This window comes from Streptomyces humi, from assembly GCF_001005085.2.
Classification (GTDB): Bacteria; Actinomycetota; Actinomycetes; order Streptomycetales; family Streptomycetaceae; genus Streptomyces; species Streptomyces humi.
In genome coordinates this window covers 152375-168549 of sequence record NZ_LBMU02000058.1, presented here as the reverse complement: position 1 = coordinate 168549, position 16175 = coordinate 152375, and the positions used below count along the sequence as shown (strand labels likewise).

General features: G+C 72.4%; 14 protein-coding genes and 2 riboswitches. Of the genes, 3 read left to right on the top strand and 11 right to left on the bottom strand.

Annotation, left to right across the window (positions count from 1 at the left end; all coding sequences use genetic code 11):
* Positions 1-25 precede the first annotated feature (25 nt).
* Positions 26-955: a pyridoxamine 5'-phosphate oxidase family protein gene (locus tag AAW13_RS25975; protein ID WP_046732750.1), complete on the bottom strand. Its 930-nt coding sequence runs from the start codon at positions 953-955 to the stop codon at positions 26-28.
* Positions 956-959: 4 nt separating this feature from the next.
* Positions 960-1652 carry a hemerythrin domain-containing protein gene (locus AAW13_RS25970; RefSeq protein WP_240528738.1) on the bottom strand — a complete coding sequence of 231 codons (693 nt, stop codon included), beginning with the start codon at positions 1650-1652 and terminating at the stop codon, positions 960-962.
* A 157-nt stretch (positions 1653-1809) separates the two neighbouring features.
* On the opposite strand from AAW13_RS25970, the gene AAW13_RS25965 reads away from it, so the two are divergent.
* Entirely contained in the window at positions 1810-5172 is a 3363-nt protein-coding gene (locus tag AAW13_RS25965; RefSeq protein ID WP_046732748.1) for an ATP-binding protein, read from the top strand.
* Between the two features lie 49 nt (positions 5173-5221).
* Here the strand turns inward: AAW13_RS25965 and pgm are convergent, their stop codons facing one another.
* The 6 genes from pgm to AAW13_RS25940 all read right to left on the bottom strand — a co-directional run bounded on the left by pgm (position 5222) and on the right by AAW13_RS25940 (position 10904).
* Positions 5222-6862: a phosphoglucomutase (alpha-D-glucose-1,6-bisphosphate-dependent) gene (gene pgm / locus AAW13_RS25960; protein ID WP_046732747.1), complete on the bottom strand. Its 1641-nt coding sequence runs from the start codon at positions 6860-6862 to the stop codon at positions 5222-5224.
* 140 nt (positions 6863-7002) lie between these two features.
* Positions 7003-7191, bottom strand: coding sequence for a hypothetical protein (locus AAW13_RS45060; RefSeq protein WP_046732746.1), 189 nt, complete (start codon positions 7189-7191; stop codon positions 7003-7005).
* Positions 7192-7392: 201 nt separating this feature from the next.
* A riboswitch (cobalamin riboswitch) is annotated at positions 7393-7597 on the bottom strand.
* A 111-nt stretch (positions 7598-7708) separates the two neighbouring features.
* Positions 7709-8464, bottom strand: coding sequence for a CbtA family protein (locus AAW13_RS25955; protein ID WP_046732745.1), 756 nt, complete (start codon positions 8462-8464; stop codon positions 7709-7711).
* 22 nt (positions 8465-8486) lie between these two features.
* The gene (locus tag AAW13_RS25950) at positions 8487-8708 is read right to left on the bottom strand and encodes a CbtB domain-containing protein (RefSeq protein ID WP_046732744.1); all 222 of its coding nucleotides are present in this window, start codon (positions 8706-8708) and stop codon (positions 8487-8489) included.
* Between the two features lie 39 nt (positions 8709-8747).
* A riboswitch (cobalamin riboswitch) is annotated at positions 8748-8885 on the bottom strand.
* Between the two features lie 148 nt (positions 8886-9033).
* The gene (locus AAW13_RS25945) at positions 9034-10086 is read right to left on the bottom strand and encodes an enoyl-CoA hydratase/isomerase family protein (protein WP_046732743.1); all 1053 of its coding nucleotides are present in this window, start codon (positions 10084-10086) and stop codon (positions 9034-9036) included.
* A 194-nt stretch (positions 10087-10280) separates the two neighbouring features.
* Complete coding sequence (locus tag AAW13_RS25940) at positions 10281-10904, bottom strand: hypothetical protein (protein WP_240528737.1); 624 nt, start codon at positions 10902-10904, stop codon at positions 10281-10283.
* A gap of 247 nt (positions 10905-11151) precedes the next feature.
* Between AAW13_RS25940 and AAW13_RS25935 the strand changes: the two genes are divergently transcribed.
* Positions 11152-11361: a hypothetical protein gene (locus AAW13_RS25935; protein WP_046732742.1), complete on the top strand. Its 210-nt coding sequence runs from the start codon at positions 11152-11154 to the stop codon at positions 11359-11361.
* 334 nt (positions 11362-11695) lie between these two features.
* On the opposite strand, the gene AAW13_RS25925 is transcribed toward AAW13_RS25935, so the two are convergent.
* Positions 11696-11980: a hypothetical protein gene (locus AAW13_RS25925; RefSeq protein WP_046732740.1), complete on the bottom strand. Its 285-nt coding sequence runs from the start codon at positions 11978-11980 to the stop codon at positions 11696-11698.
* Between the two features lie 265 nt (positions 11981-12245).
* Here AAW13_RS25925 and AAW13_RS25920 point away from each other — a divergent pair, with 265 nt between their 5' ends.
* Entirely contained in the window at positions 12246-13385 is a 1140-nt protein-coding gene (locus AAW13_RS25920) for a winged helix DNA-binding domain-containing protein (RefSeq protein ID WP_046732739.1), read from the top strand.
* A gap of 207 nt (positions 13386-13592) precedes the next feature.
* Here AAW13_RS25920 and AAW13_RS25915 read toward each other — a convergent pair whose 3' ends face one another.
* Together AAW13_RS25915 and AAW13_RS25910 are read right to left on the bottom strand one after the other, a co-directional pair.
* Positions 13593-14897: a M48 family metalloprotease gene (locus tag AAW13_RS25915; RefSeq protein WP_052768702.1), complete on the bottom strand. Its 1305-nt coding sequence runs from the start codon at positions 14895-14897 to the stop codon at positions 13593-13595.
* A 12-nt stretch (positions 14898-14909) separates the two neighbouring features.
* Positions 14910-15200: a hypothetical protein gene (locus AAW13_RS25910; RefSeq protein WP_052768701.1), complete on the bottom strand. Its 291-nt coding sequence runs from the start codon at positions 15198-15200 to the stop codon at positions 14910-14912.
* Positions 15201-16175 lie beyond the last annotated feature (975 nt).

Genomic DNA, 16175 nt, shown 5'->3' with positions numbered 1-16175 from the left:
GGGAGGGGCCGGAGGGGTTAGGGGGTTAGGGGTGGTGGGGGTTCCGCGCCAGTGTCCTGAAGTCCTGCCACTGCACGCGTGGCCGGGGCAGGCCGCGCCGGGACAGGTAGCGGTCGGTGGCCCGTCTGGTGCTGCGCAGCACGCCCACCGCGTCGCTCACGCGGCCGGTGCCCATCGGCTCCACCACCTTCTCCGGGACCAGCACCGGTCCCCCGTCGCCCGTGCGCAGTTCGCCGCGCACGAGCACGTTGTACATGTTGTTCAGCCGCTCGTCGTGCCGGTGCGCGAGGAGGGAGGCGGGGCCTGGTGCCGCCGGGCAGTCGGCCGGCACGGCCACGGCGAAGCCGTCTGCGGTGGGCACCGGCCGGGTCCTGGCCAGCACCGGAGCCCCGGAGGCGTCGCGCCCGGCGAACACGGCCGTCGGGAACCGGGCGAGCCGCGCCGCGCCAAGCAGCCCACTGACCGGTGCCGGTGGCTGAGCCGGTGCCGGTGCGTCGGGCGCGGGCAACGGCGGCCGCACCACGACCTGTCGAGGTGTCACGCTGATCAGCAGCCGCAGGTAGTACCAGTCCATCAGCGGCCGCATCGGCGCCGAGAGGTACGACCGGCTGTGCGGCTGTCGTTCGAACAGCATCCGCCAGTACTCCTCGGCGCCCTGGGGGCCGGTCATGATCTCGTCGGGACATTCGGCGTGTCCGCCGACGAAGATCTGCGGGGGCGCGGTGCGGCCGCTGCCGGTGGGGTCGGAGAACAGCAGGGCGACACGGCCGTCCCGGCGGATGTTCAGCGCCTTCTGCGCGAACGCCAGGGAGGTGCTCAGCAGCAGTGTCCCGTCCGGGCGGCGCCACACGGCCGTCGGCCACGCCACGGGGGTGCCGTCGCGGCCCAGGGTCGCGAACTCGCAGGTGCGGTAGGCGTCCAGGACGTCGAGCGGGGCGGAGTCGAGTACGGACACCGGGCTACTCCCCGGCCAGCGGGGCACGCATGCGGTCGCGGTAGGCGGCGTACTGGCGCCGGCCGACGGCCCGCCACAGCAGCCTGCCCACGAGCGGGGCCTTGCCCAGGAAGAACGCGCTCTCCTCGGGAGTCGCCTCCTCCAGGATCGCGCCGAGCGCGAGCATGCGCTTGTTCTTCGGCAGCCCCTCCAGGCCACGCTCTCCGACCAGGTCCCACTCGGCGACGGTCAGGTGCTCGGCGACCAGCGGCAGCAGCGACGCCTCCTCCTCGTCGAGGTGGTCCAGGAGCGCGGTGCGATGCGCCTCCAGCGCCAGGGCCAGTTCCTCACCGGCGATCCGGTCGGCGGACCTCTCCCACACCGGCGTCCACTCCGCCACGGCCGCCAGGGTGCGGTCGATGGCCTCGTGCTGCTCCGTCATCCGGTCCACCAGCGCCTCGTCCCGCTCGGCCCGGGCCCTCAGGAGCGGCCAGATCAGCTCGTCCTCGGCGTGGTGATGGTGGTGCAGGCCCATCGTGTAGTCGCCCAGGGCCCCGCGGACCAGGGCCGCACGGGCCGTGTCGCCGTCGGGCACGGCCCGCACCAGCCGGGGCAGCAGTGCCGACTCGCGGCGGAAGACCCGGTGGACCACGACCATTTCGTGGGTATGAGGACGCTCGGCGGTGGCCGGGGCGCCGTGGCTGCTGTTGAGGGACACGCTTGCTTGCTCCAACGATCAGGTGTCTGTGTTTCGACCGCCCACCGTGCCGCACCCCACTTGGCGTCCGCTTGGCGCTCGTCTTGGCGTCGTGCGGTGCGCCGCGTTTATCGTCCGTTGACAGGATCGACGCGGCGCTCGGGTAGATTCCCGCGGCGTGCTGCGTTTGCGAGTCCTGGGTCCGCTGGGTGCCGAAGTCGCCGGAAGACCGGTCGAGTTGGGTGCTCCGCGACAGCGTGCCGTACTGGCGCTGCTGATCGCGGCCCGGGGCGGTGTCGTACCGGTCGAACGGATGGCGGACGCGCTGTGGCGGGGTGCGCCGCCCGCCAAGGCGACCGTGTCGCTGCACGCCTACCTGTCCAATCTGCGCCGGTCCCTCGAACCGGACCGGGCCCCACGCGCCCCGGCCACCGTCCTGGTCACCGCGCCACCCGGGTACGCCCTGCGGCTGGCCGCGGACGCGGTGGACGCCTGGCGGTTCGAGAGCCGGGTCGGGCGGGCCCGTGGTGCCTCGGCCGAGGAGGCCCGGCGGCTGCTCGCCGAGGCGCTCGGCTGGTGGCGCGGCCCGGCTTTCGCCGAGCACGCCGACGAGGACTGGGCCGCCGCGGAGGTGGCCCGGCTGACCGGGCTGCGCACCGAGGCCCGCGAACTCTCGGTCGCCGCCGGGCTGCGCACCGGCCGGGCGGCCGAGGCCGCGGCGGACGCCGAGTCGCTGGTCCGGGAGAGTCCGCTCCGCGAGGAGGGCTGGCGCCTGCTCGCGCTCGCGCAGTGGGCCTGCGACCGGCAGGCCGACGCGCTCTCCTCGCTGCGCCGCGCCGCCGCCGTGCTGCGCGGTGAACTCGGCTGCGATCCCGGGCCCGCGCTGCGTGACCTGGAGCATGCCGTGCTCAACGGGCGGCTCGACGTGCTGCGCGCGGCCGTACCGGAACCCGCTGCCGCCGTCCTGCCCGCGCGCACCGGGCGCGGTCTGTTCGTCGGCAGGGCCGCGGAACTGGGCGCGGTGGAGGCGGCCGCCGGCGTCGCGCGGCAGTCGGGCGGTGTCGTCCTGGTCACCGGCGAGGCGGGAGCGGGCAAGTCCGCGTTCCTCGACCGGGCGGCTGAGCGGCTGCGCCGGTCCGGCTGGCGGGTGGTGGTCGGCCGCTGCCCCGAGTACGAGGGCGCGCCACCGGCCTGGGCCTGGGTGGAGGCGCTCGGGGCGCTCGCCCGCGAGGTGCCGCCGGACCGGCCCGACGAACTCGCGGTGCTGCTGCGGGAACCGGAGGGAACCGCCGGCAACGGTCGCGAGGAGGCCACCGGTCGTCCGGGGGCGCCCGGCCGTGACGAGGCGACCGCCGGCCGGTTCCGGATGCACCGTGCCTTCGCGGCCTGGCTGCGCGCCGCCGCCGCGCGGGCGCCGCTCGCCGTGCTGCTGGAGGACCTGCACCGCGCCGACGCCGAGACCCTGGCCCTGGTCGAGGCGGCGGCCGCCGTCACCGGCGTGCCCCTGCTCACCGTCGCCGGGTACCGGCCCGCGGAGGTCGGCGAGCACCTGCTCAAGACCCTCGCCCAGGTCGCCCCGGCAGCCCCGCACCGGATCACGCTCGGCGGGCTGCCGCCGCGGGACACGGCCACCCTGGTCGACGCCGTCTGCGCGGCACCCGTGGATCCGGTGACGGTGGCGGCCCTGGCCGAACGGACCGGCGGCAATCCGTTCTACGTCCTGGAGAGCGCCCGGCTGCTCGCCGACGAGGGTGCCCTGGTGGCGGTCTCCGAGGTCCCCCAAGGCGTGCGCGACGTACTGCGCAGACGCCTCGCCCTGCTGCCCGCCGCCGCCCGGTCCGTCGTCCGGCTCACCGCCGTGCTCGGTCTGGAGGCCGAGGTCGCCCTGCTGGTCGACTTCGCCGACGCTCCGGAGGAGGAGGTCCTGGAAGGGCTCGACGGCGCGCTCGCCGCCGACCTGCTCGCCGAACCGGGACCCGGTCGCGTCCGGTTCGTGCACGCCCTGGTCCGCGACACCGTGTACGCCGACCTGTCCGCCGCCCGGCGGGCCCGGCTGCACGCCCGTGTCGCCCGGCTGCTGCGCCGCCATCGCCCCGGCGAACTCGCCGCGCTCGCCCACCACTTCGCCCGCTCGGGGAGCGCGGACGACGCCCCGCTCGCCGTCGACTACGCGCTGCGGGCCGCCGAGGCCGCCGAGCGGCGCTACGCCCATGACGTGGCCGTCACCCTGATCCAGCAGGCGATCGACACGCACACCGCGGTCACGGACGCCGACACCCCGCCGGACCGGCTGATCGAGCTGCTGGTACGGCTGCTGGGCGCGCAGGTGCGCACCGGGGCCACGGACGCCGCCCGGCGCACCCGGCAGCGGGCCGTGGAGCTGGCCGAACAGGCCGACCGCGGCGACCTGGTGGCGGCCGTCTACGGCGCATGGACCGAGCCGGCGCCCTGGCGCAGCCGCCTGGAGGGCCCGTACGACCGGACCACGCTGGCCCGCCTCGAACAGCTCGCGGCCGATCCGGGGCCGGACGGCCCGACCCGCGCGCGTGTCCTCCAGGTGCTGGTCGACGCGGTCGCCGCCGAGGACCCGGCACGGGCCTCGGCGGCGGCCCGGGACCAGCTGGCGCTCGCCCGCGCGGACGGTGAACCCCGGCTGCTGGCTGCCGCGTTGATGACGTCGGCGCGGTTGCTGCCGCACGAGACGCGGGCCGCCGAACGGCCGCCCCTCACCGCCGAACTGCGGGCGCTCGCCCGCGCCCACGACCTGCCGGCCTACCGCTGGGTGTGCGAGCACCTCGACTCGATGACCGCGGGGGCCGGCAACGACCCCGCCGCCGTGCACCGGCACACCGCGGAGGGCCTGGTGCTGGCCCGCCGCTACCGGCTGGTCTGGGCGCAGGGGATCAGCGCCGCGACCCGGGCGATGCTGGCCGCCGTCGGGGGCCGGTTCGAGGCGGCGGAGGCCGACTACGCCGAGGCCGACACCCTGCTCCAGCGGGTCGGCGCCCACCACGCCACCGGGCTGCGCACCCTGGGGCTGATCAGCATGCGGCTGATCCAGGACCGTACCGCCGAGATCGAGCCGATGGTCCGGGCCGTGTACGAGTCCGCGGGCGGCCCGGTCGCCGTGGCCCACGCGCTGGTCCTGGCCCGCCTGGGCAGACTCGACGAGTCCCGGGCCGTCCCGGTCGCCCGGGAGCCGTTGCGGGACCATCTGCACGGCCTGGAACTCGACTTCCGCGCCCAGCTCGCGGTGCTGCACCAGGACCACGAGGCGGCGGCCGCCCTCGTCGGGCACCTGGTCCCGCTGCGCGGACAGCTCGCCGGGGCGGCGGGCGCGGCGTACGCGAGCCGGCCGCTCGCCCACGCCCTCGCCGATCTGCACCGGCTGCTCGGCGCGGACCGGGAGGCCGCCGAGGCCTATGCGCTGGCCGAAGGCACCGCGCACGCCTGGGGTTCGGCCCACCTGGCCGCGAGCGCCCGCCGGGCGGCGACGGACCTGGCCGAGACCCGGGCGCGGCGGCGCACCTTCGCGACCTGACCGGGCGGCGGGTGCCGGTCGGCGTCCGCCGCCCGGGGGCCGGGAGGTGTCAGTCACCGAGGGCCGCGTCCACCACCGCCTTGGCCTCCTCCTGGACCCGGGTGAGGTGGTCGGGGCCCTGGAAGGACTCGGCGTAGATCTTGTACACGTCCTCGGTACCGGAGGGGCGGGCCGCGAACCAGGCGTTCTCCGTGGTCACCTTGATGCCGCCGATCGCGGCCCCGTTGCCGGGGGCCTCGGTGAGCACCGCGGTGACCGCCTCGCCCGCCAGGGTCTTGGCGGTGACCTGGGCCGGGGAGAGCTTGGCGAGCAGCGCCTTCTCCTCGCGGTTCGCGGGGGCGTCGATACGGGCGTAGGCGGGTTCGCCGAAACGGGCGGTCAGGTCGGCGTAGTGCTCGGACGGTGTCCGGTCGGTGACGGCCGTGATCTCGGAGGCGAGCAGGGCGAGCAGGATGCCGTCCTTGTCGGTCGTCCACACCGAGCCGTCCCGGCGCAGGAAGGACGCGCCGGCCGACTCCTCGCCGCCGAACCCGATCGCGCCGCTGACCAGTCCGTCGACGAACCACTTGAAGCCGACGGGCACTTCGACGAGCCGGCGGCCGAGGTCGGCGGCGACCCGGTCGATCATCGAGGAGGAGACGAGCGTCTTGCCGATCCCGGCGTCCGCCGCCCACTGGTCGCGGTGGCGGTAGAGGTAGGAGATGGCGACGGCCAGGTAGTGGTTGGGGTTCATCAGGCCGGCGTCACGGGTGACGATGCCGTGCCGGTCGGCGTCCGCGTCGTTGCCGGTGGCCACGCGGTACTCGTCCCGCTTCTCGATCAGCGAGGCCATCGCGTACGGCGACGAGCAGTCCATCCGGATCTTGCCGTCCCAGTCCAGCGTCATGAACCGCCAGGTGGGGTCGGTGTGGGGGTTGACCACGGTGAGGTCGAGCCCGTGCCGTTCGGCGATCCGGCCCCAGTAGGCGACGGACGCCCCGCCGAGCGGGTCGGCGCCGATGCGCAGTTCGGACGCCCGGACCGCGTCCAGGTCGAGGACGCTGGGCAGGTCGTCGACGTAGACGCCCATGAAGTCGTACCGGGCGGTGGTGTCCGCGGCGAGCGCCCGCTCGTACGGGACGCGCCGCACGTCCTTCAGGCCGCCCGCGATGATCTGGTTGGCGCGGTCCTGGATCCACGAGGTGGCGTCGGAGGCCGCGGGGCCGCCGCTCGGCGGGTTGTACTTGAAGCCGCCGTCGGCGGGCGGGTTGTGCGAGGGGGTGACGACGACGCCGTCCGCGAGACCGGTGGTCCGGCCCCGGTTGTGGGTGAGGATGGCGTGCGAGACGGCCGGGGTGGGGGTGTAGCCGTCGGCGCTGTCGATCAGGACGGTCACGCCGTTGGCGGCGAACACCTCGAGGGCGGTGACCTTGGCGGGTTCGGACAGGGCGTGGGTGTCGGCGCCCAGGAAGAGGGGGCCGTCGGTGCCCTGGCCGCTCCGGTACTCGCAGATGGCCTGGCTGGTGGCCGCGATGTGGTCCTCGTTGAACGCGGTCGCCAGCGACGATCCGCGGTGCCCCGAGGTGCCGAACGCCACCCGCTGGGCGGGGTCGGACGGGTCGGGGTGCAGCGCGTAGTAGGCCGTGACCAGCCGGGCCACGTCGACGAGGTCCTCCGGAGCCGCCGGCCGGCCCGCTCGCTCATGCGGCATGAGTCCATTCCTCCGCTGTCGTTGATCGATCGCTCACCGCCCATCTTCCCTTGTCAACGGGGGCGGACGCGAGTGCGGCACCGGCCGGTCGGCAAAGGCACGGGCGGTGCACGGCCGGTTCACAGCGGCCGTGGCCGGCCTCACGGCCCGGTGCCGGGCCGCGCGCGCAGGAAGCGGATCACCGGGTGGCCCTGGCCGGCGCCGACCTCGGCGCGCACGCCGGCGAGGCGACCCAGTTTCTCGCCACGCGCTTCCACGCCGAACACGCGGGCCAGGTCGCGTATCTCGCCGTACACCGCGTCGAGGGTGAGGGGGGTGCTGCGTGACACCTGAGGCTGGGCGTCCCCGCCAGCCGGGACGAGGGCCGCCTCCTGGATCGCCGCGGTGAGCAGCAGGGCGAAGGTGAGGAGCAGCGCGGGGCGCGGAGGAACAAGGGGGCGCGGAGCGGCGCTGGGGCGCGGAGGAACACGGGCATGCCTCGGGGGTCGGGGCTCGTACGCGGAGCCTGGCCTGCGGACGTCCCTTCGCGCGCGGGCACGAAGGGGCGGGCAGGTCTTCGGACTCCGGTTCGTCCGGTCGGGGCGCCTTCCCGGTCTCTCCCGGTCTCTCCCGGTCTCCCAGTGGCGTCGTGTCCCGCCCGTCCCCCTCACCGCTGCGCGTCAGCTCCGGATTCGCACCGGATTCCCTGACCACGGATGTGGCTCGACTGACTCCACCAGGCTGTCCCAACGCAAGGGCGACAGCGGGGTTCCGGTTCCCTGCCGGGCGCCCACGGGCCGTCGGCCGAGCGCACGAGGGCCCCGGACGGACGGATCCGGCCGGGCCCTCGTGTGCTTCCGCGTCCGGTCAGCGGGCGGCGGGGACGGTCCGTCCGGCGGCCGCGGCCTTCGCCGGTTTCGGGTTGAGCTGCCGCTCGGCCAACTCGCCGAACAGCAGGCCGAATCCGCCCCACAGCACCACCTGGATGGCGAGCGCCGAGAGCCGGAACCGCCACAGCAGGGTGGCCGGGAAGTCCTTCGGCACCTCGTTGACGGCCGGCAGGAACTGGTACGCCAGCCCCACGGCGACGCCGAACGCGGCCACCGCGAGCACGGTCGCCCACCAGGTACCCAGGCGCGGCCGGAGCCGCTTGCCGAGGAGGGTGGCGGCGACCGCCAGCAGCACGCTGAGCAGCATCATCAGGAAGTACAGCGTGGTGCGCTTGCCGATGGTGTCCGGGTCGCCCACCGACGGCGGGTTGGCCGGGTACTTCAGGAACGGCACCACGTACACGGCGAGCAGCGCGCAGCCGGACAGCAGCAGCGCGGTCGCCCGTGGGCCGAACCGGCCGACCCGGCCCAGGGCGAAGCAGTAGGCGAGGGCCGCGATGCCGCCGAAGGACACCCCGTAGACCAGGACACCGGTGGCGAGGCCCGCGGTGGACTGGAGGGAGCGGGAGACGACCTCCATCTCGTGCTCGTGCGCGTGGGCGTCCTCGAAGCCGATCGCCTTGTCGACGTTCGGCTCACCGAGCAGGTAGGCCACGACCAGGGCGAGCACGCCGGCGGCGAGGCCGGCGAGCATGCCCCGCACCAGGAGGTTCCGTACTGTTGCGGAGTTCATGGGCTGGACGGCGTCCCTCGCGTCAGTGGCAGGGGAAGCCGAGCAGGTGGCGGGCGTCGTGCACCCACTCGTGGACGTCCGTGCCGCTGAACACGGAGGTGGCGCCCTGCTCGGCGCCGACGAAGTAGAGCAGGACGAGCATCAGGATGCCGAAGAAGACCGCCCAGGGAGCTATCGCGGACAGCGGCAGCTTGGCGGGGACGACGGGGGTGGTGGCTGTCGGCTGGGCGACGGTCTGCGCCATGGCAGAACCTCCTCTGGGAGTTCGCGTCCCATCTCGGTGGTGCACACAGGACGACAGCCACGGGTCTGACTCGCAAGGGCCCGGGGGGCTCTTGCATACAGTGGCGCGACCGTGCCGGATTCCCACCGGCTTCCGTCTCGCTGTCGTCGATACCGGACCGACCGTACCGCGTGTCGGAGGACCGGCCAAGACCGCGTCACCTGGCGTGATCTTCCTCTCGCGGCTGGTGGACGATCGGCGCCCGGCCGCGTGCCGGGCTCGGCCGGGGCGCGGAACGGCCCGGCTGGAGCGCGGAACGGCCCGGTCAGGGCCCGGTGAGGGTTCGTCAGGGTCGTGCGAGGCCCAGTTCGCGCTCGCCGAGCGGGGCGAAGTGCCGGTCGACATCGGCGTCGGTGACCTCGGCGAGGGTGGCCGGGGACCAGCGCGGGGCACGGTCCTTGTCGACGACCTGGGCACGGATGCCCTCCACCAGGTCAGGGCTGGTGAGGGCCGCGCAGGACACTCGGTACTCCTGGTCCAGCGCCTGCTCCAGCGAGCCCAGTCGCCGGGCCCGGCGCACCGCTTCCAGGGTGACCTTCAGGGCCGTCGGCGACCTGCCGAGCAGGAGCTCCGCCGTCTCCTTCGCCGCCGCGTCGCCGTGGGCGGACAGCCGCCGGACGATCTCCTCGACGGTGCCGGCGGCGTAGCAGGCGTCGATCCAGGCGCGGTGGCCTGCCAGTTCGCCACCGGGCGCCGGCCCCGCCCAGCGGGCCAGCGCATCGGCGACGGGCAGACCGGCGAGGTCGGCGAGGAACGCCGGGACCGAACCGGACGGCAGGTAGTGGTCGGCGAGTCCGCACAGAACGGCGTCGGCGGCGCCGATCTGGGCCCCGGTCAGCGCGAGATGGGTGCCGAGTTCGCCGGGGGCCCGGCCGAGCAGGAAGGTGCCGCCCACATCGGGGACGAAGCCGATGCCGGTCTCCGGCATGGCGATCCGGGAGCGCTCGGTGACGATCCGGACGTCCCCGTGCGCGGAGATCCCCACCCCACCGCCCATGACGATGCCGTCCATGACTGCGACGTACGGCTTGGGGTAGCGGGCGATCCGGGCGTTGAGGTGGTACTCGTCGCGCCAGAACGCGGCCGCGCCGGAGCCGTCGCCGTCACGGGCGTCGTCGTGGACGGCGCGGATGTCGCCGCCGGCGCACAGGCCGCGCTCGCCCGCGCCGGTGATGACGACGGTCTCGACGGCCGGGTCGTCCTCCCAGGCCGTCAGTGCCTCGGCGATACGGGACACCATGGCGTGCGAGAGCGCGTTGATGGCCGCGGGCCGGTTCAGGACGATGCGCGCGGCCCGTCCCTCGACACGCAGCAGGACGTGCTCTCCGGTGCCGCTCATCCGAACACCTCGGTCAGGCCGCGGACTTCGATGACAGCCATGGTCTCGACGATTCCTTCCAGCAGCTCACGAACACAACACTCACCAACGATCTTCTCGCACCCCGCCTCTCCGCCCCACACCCACCGCCCCTCGGCCCTCCACACCCGGGGGGATCAAGCGGCTGGGGCTGTGGGATCACCGCCCGGCGCGTCCTACCGTGCCGCGTCCTCGGCGACGAGGACGCGGCTGTGCGCGGCGCCGCGCTCGTCGCCGCCGTCCCCCTGACCGGCCCTGCGGGTCCACAGGGACAGATCACTGCTCGTCGCCACGGCCAGGGTCTGCCCGGAGGGCGAGAATCCGACGGCTCGGAGCTCGGAGTAGTCGGAGTGGAAGATGTGCCACCACCGCTCACCGTACGGACCGGAATGGGGCAGTCCACTGCCACGAGAAAGCAGGACACGCTCGTTGGGCCAAGCCGGGGCGACGACCTCCAGGGCCCAGCTCCCCTCGGCAGTGGTGTGCAGTCCTCCCCCGAAGAGCCCCGCGATGCGCACTCTGCTTCCGGCGACCGGTCCCAGACCAGGACACGACAGATCGGCGTCCGAGTCGGGGAGGCTGTCCTCGGGAGCGGGGTCCCGGTCCCGGGCGATCCTCTCTCCTGTGACAGCGTCGAAGAGACCGTGACCGTCCTGCGAGACGACCATCACCAAGTCGTCCCCGGTGTCAGGACGCGACGCGAATCCGATCCCGAGCAGTCCGCCGACGGGAGCGTAGGCGATGCGCCGCCAGGGCTCGGGCGCCGGCACCACGGGAGCCGCGAGGAGCCTCTCACGCATCGCCCGCTGGTAGGGGGAAAGCTCCGGCTCGTACTCTGGCTGCCCGACCGGGGATTCCTTCTTCGTCCGCTTTCTCACGCAGCCATGATCCATCCTTCGACGGGTACGTCAAAGGGAGTTGATACAGGTCAGGGGCTGAGATGCAGGTGCCTGGACGCCCCGGCTCGGCAGTCGGCGCCGACCACGGGCCGGCCGGGTCGCAGGCGCGTGTGCGTCGTGCACGCCATGGCCGTCAGGGTGCGCCGTCATGGGCACGGACATATACGGCGGGATCGAGTTTCGGCATACCTGTGCCGGCACCGACGACTACGACGGCGAGCCGTGGGTGGCCGCCCTGGATCTGTGGCCGCTGTACGACGAGACCGACCACACGGCCTTCGGCCTTCTCTTCGGATTAGGCGACCACGCGGCCTTCCCGCCGCTTGCACCCGGTCGTGGCCTTCCCGCCGATCTGTGACCGGGCCCGGGCACACTGCACCGCCAACCGGTATCCCGTCAGTGGCCGTCGGAGTTCGTGGCCCTGGTGGGTGTGCCGCCTGCGGACTGCCGTCGCGACCCGTCAGAACGTGTCGAGTGGTCCACCGACGATCTGGTCTGTGTCTACGAACCACTGACCGCGGGCGCCGTCTTGGGTCCGGGGACCCAGTGGCCGCACGTCTTCGCCGTGATGAAGGCCCTGGCCGGCCGATTCGGTGACGACGGAGTCCGCCTGGTCGCGGCGTTCGACTGACTGCGCAGCGCCTCCCCGCACCAGCCTTGGAGACCATCTCACGCGGCTGCTCCGAACGCCGTCATGCGGAAGCCACCACCTCGCCGGCCACCACCTCGGGAGGGTTGGGCAGCAGTGACGCAAGGTTGTCCCGTACGAAGGCCGCGGCCCTCAAGATCGATTCTTCGGCACCGGCCCGGTCCTGGAAGACGCTGGTCGAGACCATCACTCCGCCCCCGGCATCGATCCAGTAGTAGGCCACGAAGCCGGAGACCTGACGCATGAGCGGCACGAACCCCTCGTTCACGAGACGTGCCGCCTCGGCCGAATCGGTCACCCCTTCGTACCGCCGGACTGCTGCGTACATCCCCGAGCTCCTCACGGTGTCCTGCGTTCGTCCTCTGCTGAGACGTCGTACCCCCGCGACGGCCGTCCGGCTCATGAGGCGTTCGGCAATCACCTGAAGGGCCGCCTGGGTAGATCCCAACAGCGGCCACCGACCCGGACGCAGAGCCCTGCACACGTGCGCCACGGGACACCCTCGAGGCGGAGCAGAGCGCCCTGAGCCGGTGGCTGCCCACCAGCACGGAAAGGGCTGTGGCTGCGACTGGCAGGGGAGACATAATCCGGGCGTGACACTCACTCCTCGGCAGCTCGCCCTGGCCACCTTGGACCGTCAGCTCCTGCTCGAACGTCAGCGCCTCGACGTGGCTGAGGCTGTTCGCCGGATCTGCGCTGTCCAGGCGCAGGCGCCGGCATCACCGTATCTGGCGTTGTGGAATCGCGTGCAGGACTTCGCGCCTGAGGATCTCGACGCGGCGTTCGCGAACCGCCGCATCGTGAAGGCAACCCTCATGCGGATCACCCTGCACGCCGTCCATGCCGAGGACTACGAGCCCTACCGCGCCGCGATGCTGAGCACTCTGCGGGCGTCGCGGCTGTATGACAGACGTTTCACGGCGACAGGACTGGCTCCCACCGACGCCGACGGACTGCTCCCGAAGCTCGCCGACTTCCTGGAGCGGCCCCGCACCGGAGCCGAGGTGGAGGTCGACGTCACGGGGTCGTTCGGCGAGCACGCGCACCGGGTGTGGTGGGCTCTGCGTACGTACGCGCCTGTGCATCATGTGCCGACGGGCGGACCGTGGTCGTTCGCGCAGCCGAACACCTACCGTGCCTCCCCGGCGGCCACCGGGTCCGCTCTACAGCAGGCGGACACTGGAGTCCAGCGGCTGCTGCTCGCCTATCTACGGGCGTTCGGGCCGGCGTCGGCCCAGGACTTCGCCCGGTTCACCCTGCTGACGCGGAACGCGATAGCCCAGGCGCTGAACGAGCTCCACGACCAGGTGGTACGGGTGGCCGGGCCGGGCCGGGCCGCCCTGTTCGACCTCGTGGACGCTACCGTTCCCGCCGAGGACACCCCGGCGCCGCCGAGGCTGCTGCCGATGTGGGACAGCACGCTGTTGGCCCACGTCGTCCCCGGTCGGGTCATGCCTGAGGCGTACCGGCCGCTGGTTGTCCGGCGCAACGGCGACGTGCTGCCCTGTCTGCTCGTCGACGGGCAGGTCGCCGGGGTGTGGCGGGCAGCGGACGGCGGGCTGGAACTGACCGCGTTCCACAAGCTCGGCAAGGCCGCGTGGCAAGGTCTGACGGAGGAGGCAGAGAGACTGTCAGCGCTGCTCGTCAACCGTGATCCGGCTGTCTACCGGCGCTACGGACATTGGTGGGACAAGGGGCTGCCCGCTGTCGAGCGCATGACCGTCAGGGTCTGATCGCACCGCCGGATCGCATGTCTGCCCGGTGCTGTGCGCCCGAAACCGCCTCGCCGCTCGGCTCGTTCAGCCGCACGACCACGTCCCCGGGAATGCCGCGGCGAAGGCGGCGACGCGGAAGCACACTACGACGGGGTGCAACTGACCCACCGCTTTCTGGATGACGTCGTCGCGGACCTCCACGTCCTGGGGCACGCGAGCACACCCTCAGAAGCCGGGGCCCTGGCCGGCGAGCAGGGCGCGCAGCGGAGCTGTGTCGGGTGTGTCGGCGACGGCCGCGTCTATGGCCTCGTCCATGCCCTTCTCCCACGCCTCGGGCAGGATGAGTCCGGGCTGTCCCGACCATGCGATGTCCGGTTCAGCCTGTCCGGACTCGGTGAGGCGCAGGTGGACCATGCCCGCGAGCCCGTCGAAGAGCCTGGGCCGAATGAAGTTACGGGCGGACGGTCCGGTCAGTCGCGCCGCCTGATGCGGTTTGGGCATGCGGTCAGCGACCGCCATCCACAGCAGGCCGCGGTCGAACGCGTCGAGTATCTCTTCCAGGCCCGGCAAGACGTCGTCGGCCGCAGCTTCGGCCGTGGGATCTCGGCGTACGCTCGCCGTACCGTCCGCGCCTTGCGTCGATGAGCGAAGCGCCCTGGCCACGGCGACACGCAGCGGCCGGGACCAGCCCTCGGCGTCGGCGACCGCGCGGGCCATGACGAGGTCGTCCCAACTCATGCGCCGCAGCCGCGCCGCCTCCTGCAACAGCGTTCGGGCCTCCAGAGCGGCGAACACCACGCTCGGATCACGCAGCAGGGTCAACCCTGTCGGCTCGTCGGCCGATTCGTCAGTTCGGCCATCGCCGGACAACTGCTCGACGAGGGCGATCCGTTCGGCTACCGGCGGGTGCGAATCGTACGGGTGCGGGCGCGGCGACCGCTGCCCGGCGGAGAGTACAGCGAGCCGCTCTCCGGTTCGGGCGGCGAGCAACCGACAGAAACCGCCGTGCACCTCGCCCACAGGCGGCAGCGCTCCTAGCGACCCTCCCATTCCGGCGTACGTCTCCAGGTAGTAGGTGTACGCGCCGGTGAGCACCGGAAGGGTACGTAGTGCAGCGACCGTCGCGTCACGGCCCGCGTGCCGGGCGGCCATCTGGTCCGCGGCGAGCTCCTGGTGGCGAGCCACGGACTGCGAAGCACGCAAAAACATTCGGCCGTAGCCGACGTACAGGGCTCCGACCGCGTGGTGCAGCCGGGTGCTGCCCTCCCGGAGTACCTCCACCGTGTGCAGTACTGCTTCCCGACCGCGCATCGCGACACCGCCGAGCCGGGTGTCAAGGTTGCCGTAGTGCCCGAACTCGTGGGCGAGAACGGCCCGCAGCTGTGAGACGGTCAGCCCGGCGAGCAGCGGCAGGCCCAGGAGCATACGGCGTCGCCCACGCAGGAGCCCCAACAGACGGCTTTGTTCCGCGACGCCCGCGTTGACCTCAGCGACCAGGTAGAGCTCGTCCGGCGGCCGCTGTCCCGTCACTTCGGCAGCGGCTCATATCTGTTCCCACAGCTCGGGTTGGTCCTGAGGAGTGACCGCCACCGCATGGGGCAACGGGCCCAGCCGTCCAGCCCGCAGGAAGACGAAGATGCCCCGCAGAATGGCAAATGCCAGCAGAACGGTGACGGTCAGAACCGTACCTTCGAACCAGGCCGCCTGAGCGGTGAGCAGCCGTGTCATCAGCAGCCAGTCGAGCACCGCCATGGCCGACAGCAGGACCACGCCCATCAGAAAGAAGCCGACCAGCAACGCGAACGCGCGGACAGCGCGCAGTCGAAACGTCATCGCCAAATCCCCCCCGCCCAGATGCTTCGGCAGCCGAGGCCAAAGCGCTCGCGGATACTACCCGCAGCTTCCCGAGCGGCTCCGCGGCTCCCCTTGACCGAGGCAGACCTGCCCCGGATTCGCGTTCACGTTGCCGTTGAAGGCCACCACGTCGACCAAGGCTGCCGGGGTCAGCCTGAGGACTTCGCTGACGGCGCGTAGGGCCAAGCGAGCAATTGGCAGCCGCTGCATCTGCTTGATCTCAGCGGTCGGTACAACGGACTTTCCCCGGCAGATCCACCTCCTGGAGCAGTTCTCGGGACACTGGGACGTACGCGCACAGCAACGTTCACAAACCTCTTGGTTTGCTGCTGTCAGGCCATGTCCGGCACGTGGGCAGCCGGCTTCGGATCGTCGAGGAAGATGTGCACATGGTTGATCACTCTCATGGGATGTCTCCCATGTCGGTCGTGGACGATGAGCGGGCATACGGGCTCTGCGGTGGCACGGCGGCCCGGGAGTGGTTCACCCTCGGGAGCGCCACCGTCATCATCACTGGATCCGTGACCCGGGCAGGCACGGTGCTCCGTCCAGGCTCCGACGAGCACGTCCTCACCGACTGTGCCCTTCGGCTCGCCTCACCGTTGAGCAGGGCCGACTTGGACCGTGTCCGTCCTTGCCTCCAGCCGGCAGATCTCCCGAACCTGGAATGGCTCGGTCAGCTGAACGGCAACCGCGCCAGCGCGCTCGAACAGTTCATCACCGGTTGATACTCCGCTGCGTCCGAGAGTGCCGAACCACCGCCAGTAGCAGCACATCCTTCGTATCTGCCTGACGGACTGCGTCATTGCTACCGGCTGGCACAGCACCGCCCTCGCTGTCTGGGAGTGCAGAAACGCGTCGCGGCCCTTCTGCGCTGCGTTCCCCACGCGCTTCTACGTGGCTCCAGGTCTCGTTAAGCATGTCTTGGACGAGCCTGGTGACGCCGGTTTCAGT

What these genes read in the sequence shown, in the direction of transcription:
- AAW13_RS25945 (WP_046732743.1), bottom strand. Translation starts at nt 10,086, where the DNA reads ATGAGCGGCACCGGAGAGCACGTCCTGCTGCGTGTCGAGGGACGGGCC.
- AAW13_RS25955 (WP_046732745.1), bottom strand. Translation starts at nt 8,464, where the DNA reads ATGAACTCCGCAACAGTACGGAACCTCCTGGTGCGGGGCATGCTCGCC.
- AAW13_RS25940 (WP_240528737.1), bottom strand. Translation starts at nt 10,904, where the DNA reads ATGCGTGAGAGGCTCCTCGCGGCTCCCGTGGTGCCGGCGCCCGAGCCC.
- AAW13_RS25935 (WP_046732742.1), top strand. Translation starts at nt 11,152, where the DNA reads ATGGGCACGGACATATACGGCGGGATCGAGTTTCGGCATACCTGTGCC.
- AAW13_RS25950 (WP_046732744.1), bottom strand. Translation starts at nt 8,708, where the DNA reads ATGGCGCAGACCGTCGCCCAGCCGACAGCCACCACCCCCGTCGTCCCC.
- AAW13_RS25910 (WP_052768701.1), bottom strand. Translation starts at nt 15,200, where the DNA reads ATGACGTTTCGACTGCGCGCTGTCCGCGCGTTCGCGTTGCTGGTCGGC.
- pgm (WP_046732747.1), bottom strand. Translation starts at nt 6,862, where the DNA reads ATGCCGCATGAGCGAGCGGGCCGGCCGGCGGCTCCGGAGGACCTCGTC.
- AAW13_RS25925 (WP_046732740.1), bottom strand. Translation starts at nt 11,980, where the DNA reads ATGTACGCAGCAGTCCGGCGGTACGAAGGGGTGACCGATTCGGCCGAG.